The organism is Marinomonas pontica (genome assembly GCF_036322735.1).
Classification (GTDB): Bacteria; Pseudomonadota; Gammaproteobacteria; order Pseudomonadales; family Marinomonadaceae; genus Marinomonas; species Marinomonas pontica.
The window spans coordinates 2,013,735-2,036,439 of record NZ_AP027271.1; the positions used below are offsets into that span (position 1 = coordinate 2,013,735).

General features: G+C 43.6%; 23 protein-coding genes and 1 other RNA gene. 6 read left to right on the plus strand and 18 right to left on the minus strand.

Annotated elements, in window-relative coordinates; genetic code table 11:
- Window positions 1-762: 762 nt before the first annotated feature.
- Complete coding sequence (locus AABA11_RS09485; RefSeq protein WP_338267316.1) at window positions 763-1,050, plus strand: hypothetical protein; 288 nt, start codon at window positions 763-765, stop codon at window positions 1,048-1,050.
- 140 nt (window positions 1,051-1,190) lie between these two features.
- Here the strand turns inward: AABA11_RS09485 and AABA11_RS09490 are convergent, their stop codons facing one another.
- Both AABA11_RS09490 and AABA11_RS09495 read right to left on the minus strand, forming a co-directional pair.
- Window positions 1,191-1,556, minus strand: a complete 366-nt coding sequence (locus AABA11_RS09490; protein ID WP_338267318.1) for a hypothetical protein — start codon at window positions 1,554-1,556, stop codon at window positions 1,191-1,193.
- Window positions 1,557-1,627: 71 nt separating this feature from the next.
- A complete protein-coding gene (locus tag AABA11_RS09495) occupies window positions 1,628-1,972 on the minus strand; it encodes a hypothetical protein (protein ID WP_338267320.1) in 345 nt (114 codons plus the stop codon).
- 736 nt (window positions 1,973-2,708) lie between these two features.
- Here AABA11_RS09495 and AABA11_RS09500 point away from each other — a divergent pair.
- The 4 genes from AABA11_RS09500 to AABA11_RS09515 all read left to right on the plus strand — a co-directional run bounded on the left by AABA11_RS09500 (window position 2,709) and on the right by AABA11_RS09515 (window position 5,486).
- Entirely contained in the window at window positions 2,709-3,437 is a 729-nt protein-coding gene (locus AABA11_RS09500) for a hypothetical protein (RefSeq protein ID WP_338267323.1), read from the plus strand.
- A gap of 119 nt (window positions 3,438-3,556) precedes the next feature.
- Window positions 3,557-3,865, plus strand: coding sequence for a helix-turn-helix domain-containing protein (locus AABA11_RS09505; RefSeq protein ID WP_338267325.1), 309 nt, complete (start codon window positions 3,557-3,559; stop codon window positions 3,863-3,865).
- A complete protein-coding gene (locus AABA11_RS09510; RefSeq protein WP_338267327.1) occupies window positions 3,865-4,860 on the plus strand; it encodes an AAA family ATPase in 996 nt (331 codons plus the stop codon). The genes AABA11_RS09505 and AABA11_RS09510 overlap by 1 nt, the downstream gene beginning before the upstream one ends.
- A 191-nt stretch (window positions 4,861-5,051) precedes the next feature.
- Window positions 5,052-5,486 (plus strand): hypothetical protein, encoded by a 435-nt coding sequence (locus AABA11_RS09515; RefSeq protein WP_338267329.1) that lies wholly within the window; start codon window positions 5,052-5,054, stop codon window positions 5,484-5,486.
- Between the two features lie 183 nt (window positions 5,487-5,669).
- Here the strand turns inward: AABA11_RS09515 and AABA11_RS09520 are convergent, their stop codons facing one another.
- The 15 genes from AABA11_RS09520 to tsaE all read right to left on the minus strand — a co-directional run bounded on the left by AABA11_RS09520 (window position 5,670) and on the right by tsaE (window position 21,144).
- Entirely contained in the window at window positions 5,670-6,773 is a 1,104-nt protein-coding gene (locus AABA11_RS09520) for a tyrosine-type recombinase/integrase (RefSeq protein ID WP_338267331.1), read from the minus strand.
- Between the two features lie 262 nt (window positions 6,774-7,035).
- An RNA gene (gene rnpB / locus AABA11_RS09525) (RNase P RNA component class A) lies at window positions 7,036-7,384 on the minus strand.
- Between the two features lie 66 nt (window positions 7,385-7,450).
- Window positions 7,451-8,758, minus strand: coding sequence for a HAMP domain-containing sensor histidine kinase (locus AABA11_RS09530; RefSeq protein WP_338267333.1), 1,308 nt, complete (start codon window positions 8,756-8,758; stop codon window positions 7,451-7,453).
- Between the two features lie 6 nt (window positions 8,759-8,764).
- A complete protein-coding gene (locus AABA11_RS09535) occupies window positions 8,765-9,463 on the minus strand; it encodes a response regulator transcription factor (RefSeq protein WP_265728218.1) in 699 nt (232 codons plus the stop codon).
- Between the two features lie 205 nt (window positions 9,464-9,668).
- The gene (locus AABA11_RS09540) at window positions 9,669-10,967 is read right to left on the minus strand and encodes an adenylosuccinate synthase (RefSeq protein WP_338269651.1); all 1,299 of its coding nucleotides are present in this window, start codon (window positions 10,965-10,967) and stop codon (window positions 9,669-9,671) included.
- A gap of 38 nt (window positions 10,968-11,005) precedes the next feature.
- On the minus strand, window positions 11,006-12,184 hold the full coding sequence (locus tag AABA11_RS09545) for an ATP phosphoribosyltransferase regulatory subunit (RefSeq protein WP_338267336.1): 1,179 nt from the start codon (window positions 12,182-12,184) through the stop codon (window positions 11,006-11,008).
- A gap of 12 nt (window positions 12,185-12,196) precedes the next feature.
- Window positions 12,197-12,394: a DUF2065 family protein gene (locus tag AABA11_RS09550; protein ID WP_114411119.1), complete on the minus strand. Its 198-nt coding sequence runs from the start codon at window positions 12,392-12,394 to the stop codon at window positions 12,197-12,199.
- Between the two features lie 115 nt (window positions 12,395-12,509).
- The gene (gene hflC / locus AABA11_RS09555) at window positions 12,510-13,391 is read right to left on the minus strand and encodes a protease modulator HflC (RefSeq protein WP_338267340.1); all 882 of its coding nucleotides are present in this window, start codon (window positions 13,389-13,391) and stop codon (window positions 12,510-12,512) included.
- Window positions 13,391-14,635, minus strand: a complete 1,245-nt coding sequence (gene hflK / locus AABA11_RS09560) for an FtsH protease activity modulator HflK (protein ID WP_338267343.1) — start codon at window positions 14,633-14,635, stop codon at window positions 13,391-13,393. The genes hflC and hflK overlap by 1 nt, the downstream gene beginning before the upstream one ends.
- A gap of 39 nt (window positions 14,636-14,674) precedes the next feature.
- On the minus strand, window positions 14,675-15,964 hold the full coding sequence (hflX, locus tag AABA11_RS09565) for a ribosome rescue GTPase HflX (protein ID WP_265728222.1): 1,290 nt from the start codon (window positions 15,962-15,964) through the stop codon (window positions 14,675-14,677).
- A 35-nt stretch (window positions 15,965-15,999) separates the two neighbouring features.
- The gene (hfq, locus tag AABA11_RS09570) at window positions 16,000-16,245 is read right to left on the minus strand and encodes an RNA chaperone Hfq (protein WP_012070321.1); all 246 of its coding nucleotides are present in this window, start codon (window positions 16,243-16,245) and stop codon (window positions 16,000-16,002) included.
- An 89-nt stretch (window positions 16,246-16,334) separates the two neighbouring features.
- Window positions 16,335-17,267, minus strand: coding sequence for a tRNA (adenosine(37)-N6)-dimethylallyltransferase MiaA (gene miaA / locus AABA11_RS09575; RefSeq protein WP_338267351.1), 933 nt, complete (start codon window positions 17,265-17,267; stop codon window positions 16,335-16,337).
- A 3-nt stretch (window positions 17,268-17,270) separates the two neighbouring features.
- Window positions 17,271-19,202, minus strand: coding sequence for a DNA mismatch repair endonuclease MutL (gene mutL / locus AABA11_RS09580; RefSeq protein WP_338267353.1), 1,932 nt, complete (start codon window positions 19,200-19,202; stop codon window positions 17,271-17,273).
- A gap of 57 nt (window positions 19,203-19,259) precedes the next feature.
- Window positions 19,260-20,588 (minus strand): N-acetylmuramoyl-L-alanine amidase, encoded by a 1,329-nt coding sequence (locus AABA11_RS09585; RefSeq protein WP_265728224.1) that lies wholly within the window; start codon window positions 20,586-20,588, stop codon window positions 19,260-19,262.
- Between the two features lie 97 nt (window positions 20,589-20,685).
- On the minus strand, window positions 20,686-21,144 hold the full coding sequence (tsaE, locus tag AABA11_RS09590; RefSeq protein WP_338267356.1) for a tRNA (adenosine(37)-N6)-threonylcarbamoyltransferase complex ATPase subunit type 1 TsaE: 459 nt from the start codon (window positions 21,142-21,144) through the stop codon (window positions 20,686-20,688).
- A gap of 160 nt (window positions 21,145-21,304) precedes the next feature.
- On the opposite strand from tsaE, the gene AABA11_RS09595 reads away from it, so the two are divergent.
- Window positions 21,305-22,054 carry a sulfite exporter TauE/SafE family protein gene (locus AABA11_RS09595; RefSeq protein ID WP_338267358.1) on the plus strand — a complete coding sequence of 250 codons (750 nt, stop codon included), beginning with the start codon at window positions 21,305-21,307 and terminating at the stop codon, window positions 22,052-22,054.
- A gap of 55 nt (window positions 22,055-22,109) precedes the next feature.
- Here AABA11_RS09595 and orn read toward each other — a convergent pair whose 3' ends face one another.
- Complete coding sequence (gene orn / locus AABA11_RS09600) at window positions 22,110-22,667, minus strand: oligoribonuclease (protein ID WP_338267360.1); 558 nt, start codon at window positions 22,665-22,667, stop codon at window positions 22,110-22,112.
- Between the last annotated feature and the right edge of the window lie 38 nt (window positions 22,668-22,705).

Below are 22,705 nucleotides of genomic sequence, written 5' to 3' on the forward strand. Positions count from 1 at the left end.
CTAACGCTAAAAGGACATTTAGACAAAATATTTATAAGATAAGAAAAAGAAATACATACCAAGGAGTGGTATTTTCGAAAACCAGAAGAGTAACTAGAAATGAAAATGTGCAAGTTGGCCGATAAGCCGGGTTCTGTCGTGGACAGTCATTCATCTAATACGTACATCACTGCACGTCTTTAGCAACCTACCCGAACTCAGTGCGGGTCACACCAATGAGTTCCTATTTGGTCTTGCTTCAAGTGGGGTTTACCTTGCCACGAACAAGACCATCAATTATTCAGCAACACGTATTAACTAGGTAAAATTGTACCACTTTTTGTACTAAGCAAACAACGCTAGAAAAACATACGAAAAAGTCAAAAGACATCGCGCATCATTTATAAGCAGATAAATCATGTTGTAGCAGTTCAGCATACAAAGAATGCGAAGTATGATGGCAAGTAAATTGGGGCGAAGGCCGTCACTAGGCTTGAGATAGAAAGATTAACTCGTACTGTAAGTTGCTTTCATGAAATCAGTTCATTCATATAACCAGGCAATAGTTCTTTACGGTTTTACGACACTTACAGGTAAAGCAGCATCGACACATGAGAGATGATTCATAGTAGATTCGCCACTCTGATGAGCTTAAGTCGACATAATTAAACCATATTTAATTTGTTTCCTATTACCAATCTATTTAATATAAGCATAAATGGAGATCACCCATTTAAGTTTGACATAATTTTGTTAATGACAGTGAGATATGTGAAGGAAAACATGAAAATTTTAAACTTAGAGGCATTTTTAATCCAAGCCGGAACTGAAGTACCATACAAAAGAGATATGTCTGCTTACGATGGAAAGCCATTTCAGTGTGCATGTGGAAATGAGCATGAATTTCAATCCTACATGGATTACCGTAATTTTGGCGCATCTGGAGCGAACGCAAAAATGATTGTTGCTTGTCCAATGAACCCTAGCCTCTCGACATTGATTGAAACAAAATATAAATTTCTAGTTATTTTCGACAAATTTATATCGTTGGCCGGATGCAAGACTAATTGAGACAGAATTCAATGATTTACTGCCAATGCAGATGAGGGTGCACACCCACCTAAACAAATACAATTAGTTGATATGCGATTAAGTCAGCCAATTAACATTTAATTACAGCTGACTTAATTTTTACTAATCCCCCCTTAAACTTATTTTCCCAACCTCTCACTAATCTTAGAAAAAACGTCTTCTTTTTTTGCTACACTTATTGAAGTCGTGCCGTTTAACTGATCTCGCATCATCAGAACAAAAACATCTTCGCCATTTACCCTCATATCAAGGGAGAAGGAAGGAGGCTCGTTATAATAGCGTTTAACCTCAACCCCCCTATCCAAAGCAAACCTTTCCGCAGCCTCCCAATAAATAGGCGTATCAATCCAATCTCGCCCTAATTTAGTGTTAGCGATAAAAGCCCTACCTATTGCATCTTTTATAGTATGCTCTCTTCTTGCTCGACCAGTTGCTAACCGCCATAAAAACCAAACTACTACTAATCCAACAATCCACCACATCACTAAACGTCCTTATAAATATTATAACTTTTCAAAAATCAACACTTGGCATTTAAGATATTTACACAACGACATCAATTAATTAAAGTCGATTCGATTATCGCTTTCCTACCTAAAGGTTCACGATTCACTACCACCTCATACTCACTCCCTTTAACATTAGCTATAAAAGTAACCATTTCTCCTTGAACATCAATAATACTCTCACTACCCTGAGCATAAGCCACCACTTCGCTGTAAGGAATATTAACGCAACAATGCCCCCAGCCTTCACTTGCCACTTGAGCAATGACTGACTCGACCCTTAAATGTTTGGTATAAAACTTTATAAATAGATAAACAGCAAGCCCCAGAAGCGACAAGCCAGATGAGGGAATTAGAAAGACCAGAGACAGCACAACTACTATTACAGTGAACATATTCATCCTTAAAAGCTCAATAAACACACATCAACTTAAGTAGAATACAATGCATTTTACTGGTTTCCAATAACACTTTAATCTGAATATATTTTTTCGTCGCCACACCAACAAACCACCCCGAACAAGTCAACAACTGTAAGCAGACGTAGGTAAAATATCATTCATGCAACATCTCTAGCTGTACTCAACACTTAGTATCATGGATAGCCGACATCTTCTAATTGATACATGTTTACATACACATACCGCTAGCTCACGAAACATTTTGAACTAGGGAGACATTCACCACTCAAAAATTTACATTATAGTTAAATTAAATCAGAGAATAAATTCTGATAGTTTAAAATCAGAAACAGTGTGGGGGGATGGTGTAACGACATCTGAAGAAGAAACAAGAACTACGCCTTTAGAAAATTCAACCAGATCTCATATACCGCAAAGTGTACGCTCAAGTATGCAGCCTTAAACTCCACCCAAACTGCGAGACTGAAGGGAAACTAGGGGCGATTAAAGTACATTTGATCCAATCACCTAGATAAACTCGGACGGATGTATCTTTCCTAAAGAATATCCGTCCATCCATTTTATTTGCAGTGGAAGTCAAACAAATATGGGCATACCAACCCCCAACCGACACTAGCAAAACAAACAGTTACCACATTCACCACTAGATTGCCTTTAGCTCATCATTGAGCTTCAATTAGCTGCCAACCTAGCAATTAGACAAACTGAAATGACAATCAACATTAGGGATCTACTAAAGATCACAGAAGCATCTACAAAACACAAAAAAGAACCAAGAGACATACTCTTCGAAGCCCTAGAAGGAAATTGCTCGCTGTACGTCATTTCGGACAAAGACATCCGCGAGACATTAGTACCCTGCAGAGCTGGCGAGCTTCATCATGTCGTACCAGGCGAGTTCATAGACCAATATCAGCCAATGTTAAACCATCTACAGTACGTTGATATTCAGTTAGGCCAACCCTTAGCTCTCAATAAGACCGCTATCAAGCATTTAATCATCAACCAATGTTTCTCAGAAGTTGAGCTATTCCGTGAGCAAGCAACAGTGGTAGAAAACCAAGAATTTGATTTTTGGAAAACCGAGCGTGAAATTTATGACTGGGAAGAAAACCTACCTGAGTACGCTTCGATTACCCTAGATCATGTACTTGTATCCAAATCCGCACCAACTAGCCAGACACTCGGTAACAAGCCTACAACAAGCAACACAAGGGATAACGCGCCCAGAACAGCCCTCAAAGTTATAGCGTTACTTATGCATCATTTGGCAAAAAATCCAAAATACGCTTCTGGAAAATCTCCAAACAAAAGCCAAATCAAAGAACTGTTAATTGAACTAGCAGCAGATCTAGGAGTTAACAATTATGGTCTCAGCAAAGTGGACGAGCGCCTATTAACTGATGCAATGAAACATCTTGAGGAACAAAAGAACTAACAGAAATATCCCCACCTAGGGAATTACCTTTCCCCACCTGTGAGGGAGCAAAATTTTAAAAGCTTTGTAATGCACCTACGCCAACAGCGGCGCAACAATTAATTTAGAAGGTGCATTACATGACAAACAAAAAACCCATCCTTAAAACACAAAATCAAAAATACACACAAGCTGAATTAGTTCTTGCGGTACTTCAATCCAGAAAAACAGTTACAACGGACATACTTGAAGACCTTGGAATTAAGTGCCCTAGTGCAGTCATCTGCAAATTAAATAATTCAGGTTACCGCATTGAGTCAGAGTTGATCTGCAGCAATACATCAGGCTTATCCAACAAGAAACGCCAAGCTGAATATAAATTGATTACTAGCCCAGAGCCAACCAGCCAGACCTCTGACTGCACTAACAATGCGACGGAGGAAATGTAATGAACCAAGTTATTCACTACAACTTCATCAAGCTTAATGAACTATACAACCAACCTTTAGAAATCGACTGGTTGATCGAAGACATCATTCCAAGCAATTCTGTAGGTATGATTTACGGCGCTTCGGGCTCAGGTAAATCCCACATCATCCTGAGTATGGGTGCTATGATTGCCAACGGTCTTCCATGGTTCGACAAAGATACAAAGAAAGGTAATGTTTTGGTAATGGCTGGAGAGGGTCTTAGCGGCCTTGCTCGCCGCCTCAAAGCAATTGAAAAGGAATACAACCTAGAAATTGATCGTGAAAAGCTTCATATCTCTAACCGAGCCATTGGACTAGACACTTCCGATGGATACAAACTGGTTGAACAAGCAATCAAGGAACTAGAGACTCCGCCTGAAGTCATCATTATAGATACTCTGTCACGTCACTTGATGGAGAGTGAAGAGAACAGCAATGACGACATGGCTAGGTTTATTAACAGGCTTGAAGATATCCGCCTGAAGTATGGGTGTACCATCATCCTAGTTCACCACACAGGCAAATCCACTAGTAACGGAGCCAGAGGTGCCTCTGCTTTAAAAGCCAACGTAGACTTCAGCTTTGAAGTTGCCGGGAAGGATAAGAAATGCTCGTTTTCATGCGACAAAATGAAAGACGCTGACGATTCTATTTCTGTTAAACATTTCGAGATTAAAGCAGTTGATCTAGGACTAGTTAGCAGTAAAGGAAAATCTATTACAGGAGCTTGTGTGGTCACATCAACAGCCTCCACTAGCTCAAATGAACAGAAGCAAAGTAAGGAAGATTTAGCACAATCTTGCTTTAATTCAGATAAGAAGAAGTGGCAGCAGGCGTACATTGAAGCCTGTACAGACTCGATAAGTAATGAGTCAAAAGGAAAGCAGTACAGGGAAGCTCGCAAAAACCTAATTGCAGCCAACAAAGTTAGAGAGAACGAAGATGGCAGCTACTCAATAAATGAAGCAGCTTAAGTAAAAAACGGATGGATGGATTTCTATAAATAGTAATCCGTCCATCCGTTTTATGACTTACCAACAAAAGAAATCAGGCAAGAAAGACTTTACGTAGCTAAATTTAAGATCAACTTCATTTGTCCAATATTGAATTAACGTGATACATTCAATCACATCAAATTTTAGTATTGATAATAAAAGGAAGTTTTATGTTTGGTTTTTTTAAAAGCTCAAAATCTAGCGATGTAGCTGAACTAGTTCAATTAGGCTTATCTAACATTTCCATGGATGAGCATTGCCATATATCAGAACTGACCAAACCGGAAATAAGCACACTGGCAAAAAAATTAACCACTGCATGGATGAAATCCTTACCTAAAGAAGCAATCAATGACTGTCACATTAAAGTTCTAGCTGCATTTGTATTAGTAGGTGAGGCTAGGGTTTATGCAATTGAACTATCCCATACAGATCAAGCAGAGTTTTATATAAATGCAGCAAAGTTGGTTACTAAAGGAATTGGTCTACATGCCGCATCAAGAGGCCTTCATCAATCGGACTTAATTCTTTTAAAGTCCTGTGCTGAACTAGCAAAAGGTATAGGATTAGATTTTTACGAGCAATTATTGACTGTAAGGGCTTAGGTAACACACCATTAAGCTGATAACTTTGGATAATCTAAGGTTCACAAAAACGGATGGATCTCCCCTTCGAAATATCAGTCCATCCGCGTTTTCCCTTAAACTTTTAACCTGGCAGTATATCTAGCCTCCAGATCAACTAGCAGTCGACCATATCACACCCCAACTCAGGGCGAATTTTAAGCACTAAAGGACTCGATAACTGATCACATCACAGACTGACACTAAACTTCCCACAGTAAACCTATGCGTATAACGATCCGTTACACCTCCACCAGTTAGAGAATGCCCAACATACTGTTGAACTAAACTAGTGGATAGACCCGCCATCCTAGCCTTAGTGATAAAGGTGTGACGCAATGAATGAAACACCAGTCGATCTCCATACATATCCTTCGCACTAGGTACCAATGAGCCAAACAAATCAGTGACTCTGTTAGGGCTCCTGTATGCCGTATCAAACACCCTTTCCTGCTCAACTGATGACAAATATTCCATAAAGCCAGAATCTAATAGTTCACGGCCAAGTGGAACAATCCTGACAGAAGAAAGCGTTTTACCCTCCTTAATACGAAAATAAGCTCTTCCAGTATCTCGACACACATCAAAGTCAGACTTCATTAAACCTGCAATTTCTGACCTACGCGCACCGGTATAAGCCCCCATCATTGCGAACCAATAAAACCACTCAGGCTTTTCTTTGGCACCATCAAGGATTTCACTTACCTCCGAATCAGAAAATGAGCCAAATCGCTTAACTGCTGATTTGAATGTCACACCTTCAGTTGGCGATGTCACTAAGACCTTTACCTCTTTAACCAAATACTCAGAGAACAAACCAATCATGATCTTTAAATGCTCTTTTACAGTTTTGTCTGAAATTCGCAGCTCTTCAGGAACATACAGATCAATCATATCCTGCAAAGGCATTTCACTATACGGCTTGCGATTCCTCTGAGGCAGCTTTGCTATTGACGATAAGGCTTCAATAATGTCTGTCTGCCTATATGAATCAACAGGCTGATCACGCAAAAACAGCTGAATATTTAAGAACATCTGCTCAACATTTTTTCTATGCTTATCCTTCCAAGTCTTTCCTTGAAGATATTGCACCCAAGCTTGGCTTAAAGTCATGCAACTAGCAGGATGATTCTGAGTCCAAACCAGAGGGCTTTCAGTGACAGAAAATGTTGAGGATCCTAGTTGATCATAAAGCGACTCTAGTTCCATTAATGATGTTGCTATTGAAGCTTGCTCTATAAGAGCCCAGAAAGCCCCCAAACGAGTCACAGCAAGAGACTTGGAGTTAGTCCTAAGGCTTGTCTTTATCTGCTTAGGAATGCGCTGAGAGAGCCTTCTATGGCTTTGCGGAGGAACATATCTGAAGTAGAAAGTTTCATTCAACCTAAACAGATATCTGACACCTGTAGACTGTAGCGAGAACCTTCTTCGATTTGATTTTTGTACCACTTTTCGTCTTACCCAATATCATCACGCCATAAAAAAACACGTAACACACTGAATAAATTGATAAAAAATCAGAGGGAGAGAATGTGCAAGTTGGCCGATAAGCCGGGTTCTGTCGTGGACAGTCATTCATCTAATACGTACATCACTGCACGTCTTTAGCAACCTACCCGAACTCAGCGCGGGTCACGCCAAAGAGTTCCTATTTGGTCTTGCTTCAAGTGGGGTTTACCTTGCCACGAACTGTTGCCAGTCGCGCGGTGCGCTCTTACCGCACCATTTCAACCTTACCGGCAGTAAACTGCTTAGGCGGTGTATTTTCTGCTGCACTTTCCGTAGGCTCACGCCCCCCAGGCGTTACCTGGCACTTTACCCTGCGAAGCCCGGACTTTCCTCCCCCCAATAAATTGAGCGGCGACTGCCTGGCCAACTTGCGATGCGCATACTACTTAGGTAACAAGACAATGACAAGTGGTTTATCGAGAAGATCACTTTTGCCATTAAGCGACAGGCAATTGAAAACACACTTCCAAGCCGCCACCATCACGATTTCGTGCCGCTATTTGCCCCTTATGAGCTCGAATTATACGCTGAGAAATGGTGAGCCCGACACCAAATCCGCCACTGTTTGCCTCACGAGCCTCGGAGGATCGATAAAAAGCATGAAAGATCTTTTCCAGCTTATCGTCCGACACGCCTGGACCGTTGTCTCGCACGTAAATATAAGCCACACCCGACTTTTCTTGAGTTTCAACTTCAATAACACCACCACTGCCCGCGTAGAAACAGGCGTTACGCAGCACATTTTCAATGGCGTGCCTTAATTGAAGCGGGTCACCTAAAATAGTTTTTGGTACACGACCCAACTTAGTCACAGAGATCCCTTTTAGCTGACTCTCAAAACTCACATCATCCACGATGTCACCCAACCACTCCTGAAGATCCATCTCTTCTTTGATCAGTGACGCTGCCTCCAGACGACTCAAAGTAAGCACCTGACCAATCAGCTCATCAAGCTCATGCAATTCCGTACGAATTCGACACAGATAGCCCTTTTGGGACTCGATCGCATACTTGTCTTCTGCGATTGTTAGAGCCACCTCAATTCTTGCCAGCGGCGTTCTCAGCTCATGGGAAACATCTCGCATCAAACGCTCTTTCGATGATAATAAAGTCTCAATACGAACCGCCATCTCATTAAACTCACGAGCCAGCTTACCCACCGCATCACTGCGGCGAGCAAGTTTATTCTCAACTCGAGCAGACATATCGCCCTGCCCAAAAGAGCGCGCAGCACGCTGCAACTTAAGTAAAGGACCCAACAACCAATAAGCCAAGACTCCGCTGGACACCAATAAACCCAATAACGAAAACCCCACCACAACTTCAGGAGCTAGCGAATTAATCTCTGGATTTGGCTTAAAAATCAGCAAATATTGGATATTGTTGCCGCCAATCACCTGAATAAACTGACTGTGCAAAAAATCAGCCGCAGGACGACCTGAAACACTCGGTGCGTTTTGCTCCCTAAAGTTACGAGGCAATGGATTCAATAGAGGACGACCATTTTCCTGATAAAGATAGATAGTCCCGGACAAGCGCTTCTCGGCCTTTTTTGCCTCTTCCTTTAAGGAAGCAACACCAAACTTTTCATAACCAGCCACCAACTGAACACCGACATCACCTAATAAGTCAGCTGAAACCTGATTGCGTTTTTGGATAAATTGAACCATTCCCAATCCAATACTGACGACAACAATATTGGACAGCAACACCACCAAAAACACACGCAGAAAAGTATTTTTCATGAAAACCTAAGCACCTTGCTCATTTGACACAAATATATAACCAACGCCCCGTACGGTTTTAATGCGAGGATCACCATTGTCTAAATTACCAATTTTTTTACGCAAGTTACTAATGTGCATATCCAGACTTCGATCATACATAGTCAATTTACGACCCAACGCCTTCTCAGACAGTTCCTGCTTGGTCAAAACCTGCCCCGGCACCATCAACATACACTCAAGCAGTGTGTATTCAGACGTCGTCAACTCAACCAATTCACCTTCAAGATAGACCGTTCTATCTTTTCGACGCAACAACACACCAGACAGCTCAATATCCGCCGTTGGATCATCTTCACGCTCTTGACTTGCTCTTCGCAAAATAGCCTTTATACGAGCCAACAACTCACGAGGGTTAAATGGTTTAGATAAGTAGTCATCCGCTCCCATCTCCAAACCAAGAATGCGATCAATATCATCCCCCTTGGCCGTCAACATAATCACTGGAACAGCACTTTTATTACGGATCTGCTTTAGCGTTTCAAAGCCATCCAATTCCGGCATCATCACATCAAGAATCACAATATCTGGCATATCTGCAGCCATCAGCTCTAACGCTTCTCTACCATTCCAAGCATGAGTAACATCATAACCCTCACCATCAAAGTACTCTTTAATTAGATCAGACAAACGAGCATCATCATCAGCAAGCAACAACTTAACCATAAATATTCCCTCTTGATTTCCATTATTCAGACAGCAACCACGTTGCTATAAATTCAATTGTAAATATTACCCTAGCCCTCCTCAAACGCAGCCCCCTCTTTTCACTCTATTTACAAAGAATACTAATATGGTGAACTTAACCTGTAATATAAACAAAAAAAGCCGCTAAAAGCGGCTTTTTGAAAAACAAACAGTACCAATTAACTTATTGCTTGAACGGGTCACGTAAGACAATTGTCTCGTTGCGATCAGGACCCGTCGAAATAATATCAATAGGGACACCCACTTGCTCTTCCAAGAAGCGGATGTAGTCTTGAGCATTTTTAGGCAGCGCTTCAAAATTAGGCGCCCCAACAGTCGATTCAGTCCAGCCAGGTAACTCAACATAAACCGGCTTAGCCTGCTCATAACCCTCACTGTCCACCAAAGAACCAGCAACTGGGTTACCCTCTGCATCAGCGTATGAAACACATACTTTAATAACAGAAGAACCATCCAAAACATCAAGCTTGGTCAAACACATACCAGATACAGAGTTGATTTGAACAGCGTGGCGCAAAGCAACCGCATCAAACCAACCACAACGACGAGAACGCCCAGTAGTGGCACCAAACTCATGTCCGCGGCGACCTAAACGCTCACCATCCTCATCAAAAAGCTCGGTAGGGAAAGGACCTGAACCAACGCGAGTGGTATACGCTTTGGTAATGCCCAACACATAATCCAAGTACAACGGGCCAAAACCTGTACCAGCAGGAGCACCACCAGCCGTCGTATTTGAAGACGTCACATACGGGTAAGTACCGTGATCCACGTCCAACAACGACCCTTGAGCACCTTCAAACATAATGTTCGCACCCGCTTTGCGCAAATCATGCAACAAAGTAATGGTGTCAGCCACCATTGGACGCAAGAACTCAGCCATTTCCAAACCAGCAGCATAGACTTCATCAAACGAGATAGGCTCAACTTTATGATACTGAGTCAGTACAAAGTTGTAGTACTCCAACACTTCTTTTAATTTTGCTGCAAAGCGCTCAGAGTCCAACAAGTCGCCAACACGAATTGCTCGACGAGCCACTTTATCTTCATAGGCAGGCCCAATACCACGACCAGTAGTACCAATCTTTTTCTCGCCTTTCGCAAGCTCACGAGCTTGGTCAATAGCAATATGGTAAGGAAGGATTAGAGGACAAGCCGCACTGATTTTAAGACGGTCAACCGCTGGCACGCCCTGCTCAAGAAGCTCAAGAACCTCTGCTTTCAAAGCCGCAGGTGACAACACCACACCATTACCAATGATACACTGAACACCTTCACGCAAAATACCAGAAGGAATCAAATGCAAGACAGTTTTCTTGCCATCGATAACCAAAGTGTGACCAGCATTGTGACCACCTTGAAAACGCACTACCGCAGCAACGTCTTCTGTCAGTAAATCAACAACCTTACCTTTACCTTCGTCACCCCATTGAGTGCCTAGAATAACAACATTTTTACCCATAATTTCAGGTCTCATTTAGATAGTTCTTAAAGAAAAGTCTAGCTCTGAGCTGGCATCAACTGCCAAGTCTCACCAACAAATTCCAGCTTAAAATCAGCATCTCCAGTGTAAATGTCATCCAAAACCTCTACCACTCGATATCCCTCAGCACGCAAGGAATTTGCCTTCTGCCAAAGCTCATCACTTGAGCAAACTGGCGACAGAACCGTTTTTGGCTTATTAACCGTTACATCAGTCAAAGCCACCAAAGCCTTCACATCCGTACTAAAACCAGTTGCAGGACGAGATCGACCAAACACTTGCCCGATATTGTTATAACGCCCACCACGAGCAATCGCATTACCGTGACCAGGAACATAAGCCGCAAAAACAACACCAGTGTGATAGCTATAAGACACCAAATCACTCAGATCAAAGTGCAAACCAACACCAGGGAAACGCTGGCCAACCTTGCTGCTTATTTCCGTCAATAAAACAATCGCGTCTCTGATAGATTCATTAACATTGCCCAGTAGTTCCATTGCTTGTTGCAATACTTCCTTACCACCGCACAAACGGGGTAAGCCAACTAACCACTGTCTTTGGGCGACCGTCAGACAAGCAAGCTCTTCAACGTAACGATCAAGTTCTGGGAGGTCTTTCGCCTTATACAACTCAATCAATTTACCTTCTTGGTCCGCATTTAGATCACACGCAGCAAGAACACCACTCACAACATCAACATGCCCAAGATCAAGAACAAGACTAGACAAGCCGGCCGCGGACAACGTTTGCAACATCAAGGACAACACCTCAACATCACTCTCAACGCCACCATGACCATAAATTTCTGCACCTAACTGAATAGGGCTACGGGTACCATCCAAACCTGCAGGCATAGTCCGTAAAACACTGCCACAATAACTCAAACGTTGAACGCCATCATCTTTAAGGCAATGAGCATCAATACGAGCAACTTGGGATGTAAAATCGGCACGAATACCTAAGAGTCGACCTGATAACTGGTCAATAACTTTGAATGTTTCAATCTCTAGGTCTGAGCCAGCTCCCGTAAGAAGGGAGTCTAAATACTCTAAAAGAGGAGGTATTACTAAGTGGTATCCCCAACTTTCATGGAGATTAAGCAGAGTTCTTCTAAGGTGCTCGATTTTAGCGGCCTGCTCAGGCAACGCCTCATCAACCCCTTCGGGAAGTAACCAGCGATCTGCTAATGTCATTCAATTATCCTCTTAGCTTCGAGTCAGCAAAAGAAGCATTAATCCAAGAAACATACTAACCGCACCCAGAATACGCAAATTCAAATCCGAGCTAGCGATAGCTTTCACCATAATTTCCCGCCAAACATTTGGAACAAGAAATGGCAAAACTCCCTCTGCGATCAATAAAAGGCTGACGCCAACCAGCAGCGACTGCAACAATTCCTGCATAGATTCTCTTTATTTTGACCATTAAAAAACCGGGCCTGGCCCGGTTTGCGTAATAGTACCATGTTTCCCATTTTAACAAATAGGCCTCATGTACGATTATTGATGATTATCTACTCTATTTAGCATTACCAGTTGTAGAACTGTTCAAATACTTGAAGAATTCACTGTCTGGTTCAAGCACAAACAAATCGCTGCTTCCATTAAAGCTTTCACGATACGCCTGAAGGCTACGGTAGAACTCGTAGAACTCAGGATCTTGCTTGTAGACTTTGGAGTAAATCGCCGCTGCCTTTGCATCGCCATCACCGCGAATCATCTCCGCGTCTCGCTGCGCTTCTGCTTCTAGAACAACCTGCTGGCGGTCAGCGTCAGCACGAATACCTTCGGCCAGCTCCAAGCCTTTCGATCTATGCTCACGCGCTTCACGCTCACGCTCTGTTCTCATTCGCTGATAAACAGATTCACTTACATCAGGCGGTAGATCAATACGCTTGACTCGAATATCCACGATAGAGATACCAAGTTCATTCTGAGCAACTTTATTCAAGTCGTCACGCAACTCAGTCATTAGCTGATCACGCTCCCCAGAAACCACCTCATGCATCGTACGCTCACCAAACTTATTACGCAGTCCAGTATCAACACGAGAAGATAAGACACGGTTCGCTACAAACTCATCACCAGACGTTGCCTGGTAAAATTTTGCAACAGAATCGATCTTCCACTTAACGTACGAATCAACCACAACCGCTTTTTTCTCTAGCGTTAAATAACGCTGAGGACGCGAATCCATGGTTAAAATTCGAGCATCAAACGCTTTAACTTCATTCATAATTGGCAGCTTGAAATGAATACCAGGCTTTACATCATCCTGAACAATCTCACCAAACTTAAGCACCACAGCACGCTCTGTTTCGTTGACAACGAAAAGTGTCTGAGAGGCAACCAAAGCACCGAGAAGCACAACAAATAAAACTGAAAAAGAAAAACCTTTCATTAGTTTCTGCCCTCTCTACGGATGGTTGCACTTTGACGCTTACGAATCTCATCAAGAACCTGATCAGTCAACGCCCCAATATTTCCAGAATTCACAACACCAGCCCCTTTAGACGAGTCAGCTCGTTGCTTCATCAGCTGATCTAAAGGCAAATACATCATGTTATTTCCACCTTTCGTATCAACAACAACTTTATTCACATCTTTATAAACCGATTCCATCGTCTCGATATACAAACGACGACGCGTTACGTCTGGCGCTTTCGTATACTCACGATACAGTCGATCAAAACGATCCGCCTGACCACTGGCACGAGCAACAATCTCAGAACGATAAGCTTCCGCTTCCTCTCTAATACGCTGAGCACGACCGCGAGCTTCTGGAATAATGCCATTTGCGTAAGATTCGGCCTCATTGCGCACTCGCAACTCATCCTCTTTCGCTTTAATAACATCATCAAATGCCTCTTGAACCTGAGTCGGCGCTTGAGTATTTTCAACGTTCACTTTCGAAATCAGCAAGCCAGTACCGTAGGCATTGCTGTAATCCTGAATACGCGCTTTAACCTCTGTCGCCAACAACTCACGACCTTCCGTTAAAATCTGATCCATTTCAGAACTGCCCACAACATGACGAAGCGCACTCTCTGTAACCTGAGCTAGAGACTCCTCTGGGCTACGAACATTCAACAAGAAATCTTTTGGATCTTGAACAGAATATTGTACAGATACACCCACCTCGACAATCGCATCATCCACTGTCAACATCAGCGCTTTGTGATCATGAGAACGAACCTTAGTAACATTTACCTTACTAACCGTATCAATCATCGGTGGATTCCAATGAAGACCAGGCATCACGGTAGAATGGTATTTGCCCAAGCGAAGCACAACACCACGCTCTTGCTGATCGACCTGATAAACGCCCGTAGCCGCCCAAAGCGCAATCAAAGCCAATAAAATAACAACAATCAGACCACCACCAAATTTGCTAGGCAAATTAGAATCACCGCCATTCGAGCCGCCAGACTTGCGAGCTTTTTTCACTCCCAACATGTCCATCAACTTACGAAAGGCTTCATCCAAATCTGGTGGACTCTGATCACGACCGCCGGCTTTTCGCCCCCACGGATCATTATTAGTCTCTTTCTCACGACCCCCATCAGGGCGTCCAGCACCATTTTCACGGTTTTTATCTGGATTCCATGGGTCATTGTCGTTATTACCCGGTTCATTCCAGGCCATACTACATCTCCACTTTATTTTAATGATAATCCTGACAGCCTACACAGCCTCAATCTGATCCTCAGACATACCTGCGCGAGCCAAAATCTGCAAATAATCTTTTTTAGGCAACTTTACATCGAGCACAAACCGCCCCACTTCATCAAAGTGTTCCGACTTAACCGCCCCATGCTCAAACAACATGGCCCGTAAACGACCATATTGATTTGATAAACAAAGCGTTTCATTAAAAACATCTTCCGCCAACAGTTCAGCAATGGCCTGCTTAAGCAAATCAATTCCCTGACCATCACGAGCAGACAACCAAACACGCAAAGGGTTCCCGTCTGCATCACGATCAATTCGAGGCTCCGACGTTGGCAATGCATCAATTTTATTGAACACTTTAAGAGTTGGAACCTCATTCGCTCCAATTTCTTCCAACACCGAATCCACGTGCTTCATATTCTCATCACGTGAAATATCAGCGGCATCAACAACATGCAACAACAAATCGGCTTCAGAAGATTCTTTTAATGTAGCCTGAAATGCCTTAATCAATCGGTGTGGCAGTTGACGAATAAAACCAACTGTATCCGCCAAAACAACTGAACCAACTTGTTCAATATCTAAGCGTCGCAATGTTGGATCAAGCGTTGCAAACAACTGATCCGCTGCGTACACCTCCGCTCCAGTCGCTCGATTGAATAGAGTCGACTTGCCTGCGTTAGTATAGCCAACTATTGACACTGTCGGGACGGAAGATCTATCACGAGAACGACGATTTTGATCTCGCTGAGATCCTACTTTTGCCAATCGTTTTTGAATAGCTTTAATTCGTTCACGAAGCAAACGACGGTCCGTCTCTAACTGCGTTTCACCTGGGCCACGCATACCTATACCGCCTTTTTGGCGTTCTAAGTGCGTCCAACCACGGATTAGTCGAGTAGACATATGCTGAAGTTGAGCCAACTCTACTTGCAGTTTACCTTCGTGTGTACGAGCGCGCTGTGCAAATATATCCAATATCAGACCTGTACGATCCAATACTCGACACTGCAAAACACTTTCTAAGTTACGTTCTTGGGAGGGAGACAAAGCGTGATCGAAAAGAACCACTTGGGCTTCTTCTCGATCAACAATGTCTTTTATTTCTGCAAGTTTGCCAGTACCGATAAAGTACCTAGCATCAGGACGCTGACGCGACCCTGATACCACAGCTACAGGATCCGCACCAGCAGAAATAGCAAGCTCAACAAATTCTTCAGGCCCATAAGATTCACTCTGGTCATTAAAATCTATATGAACTAATACCGCTATTTCACCACTATCAGGGCGTTCAAAAAACAATCTAGTATTCCTCTGTTCGTCTCAATTCAGACAAACTATTCAGCGTCATCTTCCGGCTGATCAGGAGACGGGATGCGAATTGTACGGGAAGGTACAACTGTAGAAATGGCATGTTTATAAACCATCTGACTAACAGTATTTTTCAATAGAATCACAAACTGATCGAATGATTCGATTTGACCTTGAAGCTTAATTCCGTTTACAAGAAAGATAGAAACTGGCACTCTTTCTTTACGTAAAATATTCAGATAAGGGTCTTGTAATGATTGCCCTTTTGACATGGTGATCTCCTTAAACAAGCAAAAAATATTAAATTAAATATTGATAAAACAATACTGTAGATACTACACCAAATTTTTATCTATTTCCCCTATATAATCCTGCTTTCTATGTAATTCAAGGCCTCCGGCACAAGATCTTTTGACAAACTATCAAAAATCATTAAATCGTCCCATCCCCTCAACCAAGTAAGTTGCCTTTTCGCCAATTGACGAGAAGCAACCACACCTTTAAAGATAGCATCTTCCAGCAAATCGACACCGTCTAAATATTGCCACAGCTGTCGATACCCAACACAACGCATGGAAGGCATATCAGCAGTCAAGTCACCACGACGATACAACCCTTCTACCTCATCCAAAAAACCCTGATCCATCATGTCATAAAAACGCTGCTCAATTCGCTCATGCAAGACACTTCTTTCCTTTGGCATCACCGCCATATTGATCATATCGAAAGGCAGAGAAACAGCGTCTTGCTCAGCCCAATACTGCGTCATTGTTTTTCCTGTTAAACGATACACCTCTATAGCACGCTGAAGGCGCTGAGGATCATTAGGGTGAATACGTGACGCTGCATCGGGATCAAACCTCTGCAACTCCTCATGCAATGCATTCCAGCCCTTCTCAGCCGCCTCAGACTCAATCAATGCCCGAAGCTCAGCGTCAGCCTGAGGCATTTCAGCCAACCCCTTCTGTAACGCATTGAAATACATCATAGTGCCACCCACTAAAAGGGGGGTTTTCCCCTTAGCGAGAATCTCTTGCGATTGCTCAACCGCATCCAAGACAAAATCCGCAGCCGAATACGACTCCAAAGGGTCAATAATATCGATCAGTCGATGAGGTGCTTTAGCAAGCAACTGCGCATCAGGTTTAGCCGTACCAATGTTCATACCCTTATAAACTAAAGCGGAGTCCACACTAATAATTTCAAAATTATGGCGCTGCACAAGCTCAACAGCCAACCCTGTTTTCCCCGAAGCCGTAGGCCCCATTAAACAAACAACATGTGGTTTCGTCATGCCTCAACGCCCTCTTAAGAATAGTTTATCTAGGTCTGACATACTTAAATGCGCCCAAGTAGGCCGACCATGATTACACTGCCCACTGCGCTCGGTCACTTCCATATCACGAAGAAGGCTATTCATCTCAGCAATGGTCAGTTTGCGATTGGCTCTCACCGCACCATGACACGCCATAGAAGCCATAAGCTCATTCGCTCTCGACTCCATTAAGTCGGACACGCCATTTGTTGATAAGTCACTAATAACGTCACGAACCAGACCTTCAACATCCCCACGAATCAGTATAATAGGAACCTCACGAACCATCACACTTTCTAAGCCTGTCCTTTCCACACGAAATCCGAACGTCTCAAAAACATCACCGCTTTCTTCAACAAGATCCGCCTCACTTTGTGAGACAGAAACGTTAATCGGCACCAACAAAGGCTGAGACGCAATATTTTTTTGATAAAACGCCGTTTTCATCCGCTCATACACAATACGCTCATGAGCCGCATGCATGTCTACCAGTATTAAACCCTGCTCACTTTCAGACAGAATATAGACACCATGCAATTGCGCTACCGCAAACCCCAAAGGCGGCACTGCTTGATAATCGCCATCCGATCGCGCAAATGGATTTTCGGTCCCTCCCAATGAACTCGGAGGTGAAACCTCTCTAATTTCACCCGTGTCAGGATCAATCTCTTCTGTTTTAGACGCATAATCTTGAGCAAAACCCGACAGACGACGCATACCATCTAGCTGACCACGCACCTCTGACGCACCCAAAGAGCTCGAAGGAGAATTCGATTGCATCCACTCCATACCAGAAGCCGCAGGACGATTCGATAACTGCAAAGCAGATTGCTCTGTCATACTTGACCCGTATGAAGAAGGCTCACTAGCAGCAACGTCTTGCATACCCGTTGGCGCTCCATCCGATTCAGGACGCACATCAGCAATGGCCTTATGAATTCGACTAAACAGGAAATCATGAACCAATCGCCCATCACGAAAACGAACTTCATGTTTGGTCGGATGGACGTTAACATCAACAGTAGAAGGGTCCAGTTCAAGATACAAAACAAAAGTCGGATGGCGGCCATTGTATAAAACATCGCGATAAGCTTGACGAACAGCGTGAGCCACCAACTTATCCTTCACAACTCGCCCATTCACGAAAAAATACTGCAAATCGGCCTGAGAGCGAGAAAAGGTTGGCAACCCAATCCACCCCCACAAACGAAGACCTGCCGCCTCCACATCCAGCGTCAGTGAGTTTTCAATAAACTTTTTACCCAACAAGGTCGCCAGCCGATGTTCCGCGTGCAATTGGTCGGTCACTGGACGAAGGTCATACACCTGCTTGCCATTATGACTCAACCTGAAACCCGTCTCGTAGCGACTGAGCGCCAAACGCTTCACCACCTCTTCAAGATGGGCGAATTCGGTTTTTTCGGTTCGAAGGAATTTTCGTCGCGCTGGCGTGTTGAAAAACAAATCTCTTACATCTATGGTCGTTCCCTGCGGATGCGATGCTGGGCGAATGGCCGTCGCCATATCTTTCCCTTCTGCCTCAACACGCCATGCCTCTACTTCGTTTTCTGCCTGCGACGTAAGGTGCATCCGTGAAACAGAACTAATACTCGCCAAGGCTTCACCACGAAACCCCAAAGTACGCACAGCCTCAAGATCATCTAATGTGATGATTTTACTGGTCGCATGTCGACTTAGCGCCAATGACAAATCTTCTTTAACAATCCCAGTACCATTATCACGAATCTTTATTCGCCTAACGCCACCTTGCTCAACGTCAATGTCGAGCTGCGAGGCTCCGGCATCCAAGCTGTTTTCCAACAACTCTTTCACGACAGATGCAGGACGTTCAACCACCTCACCGGCGGCAATCTGGTTTGCTAATCGCGGTGACAAAAGATGTATTCTTTGCATGAATGACCTTTAATATATGCGCCCTTAAAATAAAGGGCTAAAGACTAACGCTGAATTCTAGCCGGCAGGAATAACAAGCTTCTGACCAATCCAAATAACATCATTACTCAAATTGTTCGCTTGCCTTAAAACCGGTAAGGAGACCTGATTACGTCGAGCGATTTCAGACAAGGTGTCGCCCTTATTTACAATGTATACGTAATCCGAATGTTTCTTTTGCTTCCAAGCAACCAACGTCCCGTCCGGTGCATTTCTAGTAAAATACTCGATCACACCTTTCGAAATGGACTCAGCCAACTTCACCCGATAAGTACGGCTAGAAAGATTTTTTGCTTCTGTCTTATTCGAAACAAACCCCGTTTCAATTAAGATAGATGGTATATCAGGCGATTTAAGAACGACAAAACCGGCTTGCTGCACGCTGTCTTTGTGCAAAACCGCCACACCTTTCATCTCACCTAAAACACTTTTACCAATATTCAGACTCATCTGAATCGTCGAGTTCATCGACATATCCAAAAGCACTTCAGCCAACAGCTGATCCTTATCATCCAAGGATATGCCACCCACCAAATCGGCCGAGTTCTCTTGCTGAGCCAACCAACGCCCCATTTCTGAACTCTTCCCACTCAATGACAACGCCCAAACAGAAGCCCCGCGCGCGCTCGATTTCGTAAACGCATCCGCATGAATTGAGATCATCAAATCCGCATTCGCTTCACGCGCCACACGGGAACGATCCCTCAACTGAAGAAAAGTGTCTGTAGAACGAGTAAGGACCGCCTTAAAGCCATCAACCGCATTAATCCGACTGGCCAACTCTTTACCGATGGACAAAACAACGTCTTTCTCTCTGACACTGTACTGCCCCAACGCCCCCGGATCTTTTCCACCATGCCCAGGATCGATCGCAATAACAATATCGCGCTTCTCCTTAGACAAGTTCGCTAAGCTTTTCACAACCGTAACAGGCTTCTGCACACCGTACTCAAGCTCAACCAGTATTCTTGGGCCGTAGGTTCCATTCGCAGCCAAAACAGTGCTTTTAGCCTTAGCCTTCTGCGCCAAATCCAAAACAAAACGAACACCATTCTCTCGCTTCGCGTAACGCACACGCATTAACACATCGGAAGACAGCGCTGACAGACCATTTACGACAGAGTTGTTCAGATCAACACCACTAATATCAAGAACAATACGCTCAGGATTAGAAAGTGGGAATATACGGTGCTCGGACGCATCAGAAAGTTCAAAAACCAAACGTGTCACCCCCTCTTGCTGGGCAACACGAATATCTCGAACGTCTGCAGCGAACGCGTTAACCGCCACCACAGACACAACAAAATGAAATAAAACGAATATAAAAGTATGAAATTTAGTATGCATATCAGACAGCTAGCTAGTATATCTGACACACTATAACTGCTGATCAAATGGATCTCAATCTTACTTATGGTAAAGAAGTCTATACATCAAGGTGTTATCACCCATTAAGCAATGACAAAGCCGCCAAACCCTTTTTCGAACCCGCCTCAATCACAACATGACGTCCCTGCTTAATCAAAGACAACGAAACAATCAAATCCGCCTCAGGCAAAATCGCACGCCCCATTTCAGCCCATTCAATAAGACACAGACTATCGTCAGTGAAATAATCACGAATCCCCATAAACTCCAACTCTTCTGCATCCGCTACACGATATAAATCAAAGTGATACACTTCTAATGCTGCCATCTCATAGGGTTCAACCAGTGTATAGGTCGGACTTTTTACCGGACCAGTATGACCAAGCCCGTGCAAAACACCGCGAACCAAGGTAGTTTTACCCATACCAAGATCCCCTTCTAGGTACACAACCCCACCACCCAACAATGCAGACGAAAGCGCACCACCCAATGCTTCCATCGCCTCTTCACCATACACATCTTTTTCTATTTGCATTACGCTCTAACCCTTCATATCGTTTATTTCAAATAAAAATAAACACCAACCACCAATGAATTTATCTCATTATTCTAATGCAGAAGCCTTTTGAAACAAGCCGCAATCCGCCATAATTCAAACCAATCAATAAAAACAACCGTTAAACCAGAGGCTATCTATGGATTGGCTGCTTATCTCACTTATCGCCATCGCTGTTTTCATAACAGGGATTTCCAAAGGCGGTTTTTCAGGCGCCTTCGGCATCATTGCCGTACCACTAATATCACTACAAACATCGCCCACTACGGCCGCCGCCATCATGCTGCCTATTTTATGCATCATGGACATTTTTACCGTGCAAAAATTCTGGAAAAAGTGGAACACAGAACAACTCATCAAATGCATACCCGCAGCCATTGCCGGAGTAGTGGTAGGAGGTTTAACGGCATCATGGTTTTCAGTGGATTGGCTTAAAATCATGGTAGGCATTATTGCCGTCGGATTTACACTGAACTCATGGCCAAGAAAAAACAAAACCGCTCAGTCAGCACCACTGCACGCACTCGCAGGAAAGCTATGGTGCGCACTCGGCGGATTTACCAGCTTCATCGCTCACGCAGGCGGCCCACCTATGAGCGTCTATTTGCTGAGAGCGAATCTCGACAAAACACAATACGTAGCAACCGCAGCGGTCATATTTACCGCCATTAATTATGTAAAATTGATTCCGTACGGCCTGTTAGGACAACTCAACAGCACCAATATTTTGCTGTCTCTTTGTTTTATACCCGTAGCATTTATCGGGGTTCAACTTGGCGCTTGGCTACATTACAAGCTACCCACAACACTCTTTTTCAAATACATGTACTGCTTTCTTTTCTTAACCGGCATCAAACTCATCTGGGATGGCGTTAGCGCCCTAAACTAACAAGCCCCCCTCGTTGGGGGGGGGGGGCTGTAATTATAACGAGAAAAACGTTTACCTAAACGTTATCGCACAAGCCAAACATGGTGCGACGATAGTGCTGCAGCTCTCCAATAGACTCTAAAATATCGTCCAGCGCCAAGTGAGAACCTGATTTACTAAAGCCTTCTAACGCTTCTGGTTTCCAGCGCCTTGCCAGCTCTTTAATCGTACTTACATCCAAATAACGATAATGGAAAAACGCTTCCAATTGGGGCATATAGCGATACAAGAAACGACGATCTTGACCCACACTGTTACCACAAATTGGTGACTTCCCTGCAGACACGTATTGAGATAAAAACTTGATAGTTTCTTCTTCCGCTTGCGCCATACTGATGGTCGAAGACAAGACTCTCGCCGTCAGCCCTGAATCACCATGATGCTGCGTACACCATTCATCCATGGCATCCATCACGGATTTTTCCTGATGAATCGCCAAATTCGGGCCTTTCGCTAAGACATTTAAATGCTTGTCTGTTACCACAGTAGCAATTTCAATAATTGTGTCCGTGTCAGGCTCCAACCCCGTCATTTCAAGGTCAATCCATATTAAATTTTCGTCATTTACACTCATAATCTTCCAAGTCCTTTATTATCAATGCCAAGCATTAT

Coding starts and splice junctions, on each gene's coding strand:
- AABA11_RS09485 (WP_338267316.1), top strand. CDS start 763: ATGAAAATTTTAAACTTAGAGGCATTTTTAATCCAAGCCGGAACTGAA.
- AABA11_RS09495 (WP_338267320.1), bottom strand. CDS start 1,972: ATGTTCACTGTAATAGTAGTTGTGCTGTCTCTGGTCTTTCTAATTCCC.
- AABA11_RS09500 (WP_338267323.1), top strand. CDS start 2,709: ATGACAATCAACATTAGGGATCTACTAAAGATCACAGAAGCATCTACA.
- AABA11_RS09505 (WP_338267325.1), top strand. CDS start 3,557: ATGACAAACAAAAAACCCATCCTTAAAACACAAAATCAAAAATACACA.
- AABA11_RS09510 (WP_338267327.1), top strand. CDS start 3,865: ATGAACCAAGTTATTCACTACAACTTCATCAAGCTTAATGAACTATAC.
- AABA11_RS09515 (WP_338267329.1), top strand. CDS start 5,052: ATGTTTGGTTTTTTTAAAAGCTCAAAATCTAGCGATGTAGCTGAACTA.
- AABA11_RS09530 (WP_338267333.1), bottom strand. CDS start 8,758: ATGAAAAATACTTTTCTGCGTGTGTTTTTGGTGGTGTTGCTGTCCAAT.
- AABA11_RS09535 (WP_265728218.1), bottom strand. CDS start 9,463: ATGGTTAAGTTGTTGCTTGCTGATGATGATGCTCGTTTGTCTGATCTA.
- AABA11_RS09540 (WP_338269651.1), bottom strand. CDS start 10,967: ATGGGTAAAAATGTTGTTATTCTAGGCACTCAATGGGGTGACGAAGGT.
- AABA11_RS09545 (WP_338267336.1), bottom strand. CDS start 12,184: ATGACATTAGCAGATCGCTGGTTACTTCCCGAAGGGGTTGATGAGGCG.
- AABA11_RS09550 (WP_114411119.1), bottom strand. CDS start 12,394: ATGCAGGAATTGTTGCAGTCGCTGCTGGTTGGCGTCAGCCTTTTATTG.
- hflC (WP_338267340.1), bottom strand. CDS start 13,391: ATGAAAGGTTTTTCTTTTTCAGTTTTATTTGTTGTGCTTCTCGGTGCT.
- hflK (WP_338267343.1), bottom strand. CDS start 14,635: ATGGCCTGGAATGAACCGGGTAATAACGACAATGACCCATGGAATCCA.
- hfq (WP_012070321.1), bottom strand. CDS start 16,245: ATGTCAAAAGGGCAATCATTACAAGACCCTTATCTGAATATTTTACGT.
- miaA (WP_338267351.1), bottom strand. CDS start 17,267: ATGACGAAACCACATGTTGTTTGTTTAATGGGGCCTACGGCTTCGGGG.
- mutL (WP_338267353.1), bottom strand. CDS start 19,202: ATGCAAAGAATACATCTTTTGTCACCGCGATTAGCAAACCAGATTGCC.
- AABA11_RS09585 (WP_265728224.1), bottom strand. CDS start 20,588: ATGCATACTAAATTTCATACTTTTATATTCGTTTTATTTCATTTTGTT.
- tsaE (WP_338267356.1), bottom strand. CDS start 21,144: ATGCAAATAGAAAAAGATGTGTATGGTGAAGAGGCGATGGAAGCATTG.
- AABA11_RS09595 (WP_338267358.1), top strand. CDS start 21,305: ATGGATTGGCTGCTTATCTCACTTATCGCCATCGCTGTTTTCATAACA.
- orn (WP_338267360.1), bottom strand. CDS start 22,667: ATGAGTGTAAATGACGAAAATTTAATATGGATTGACCTTGAAATGACG.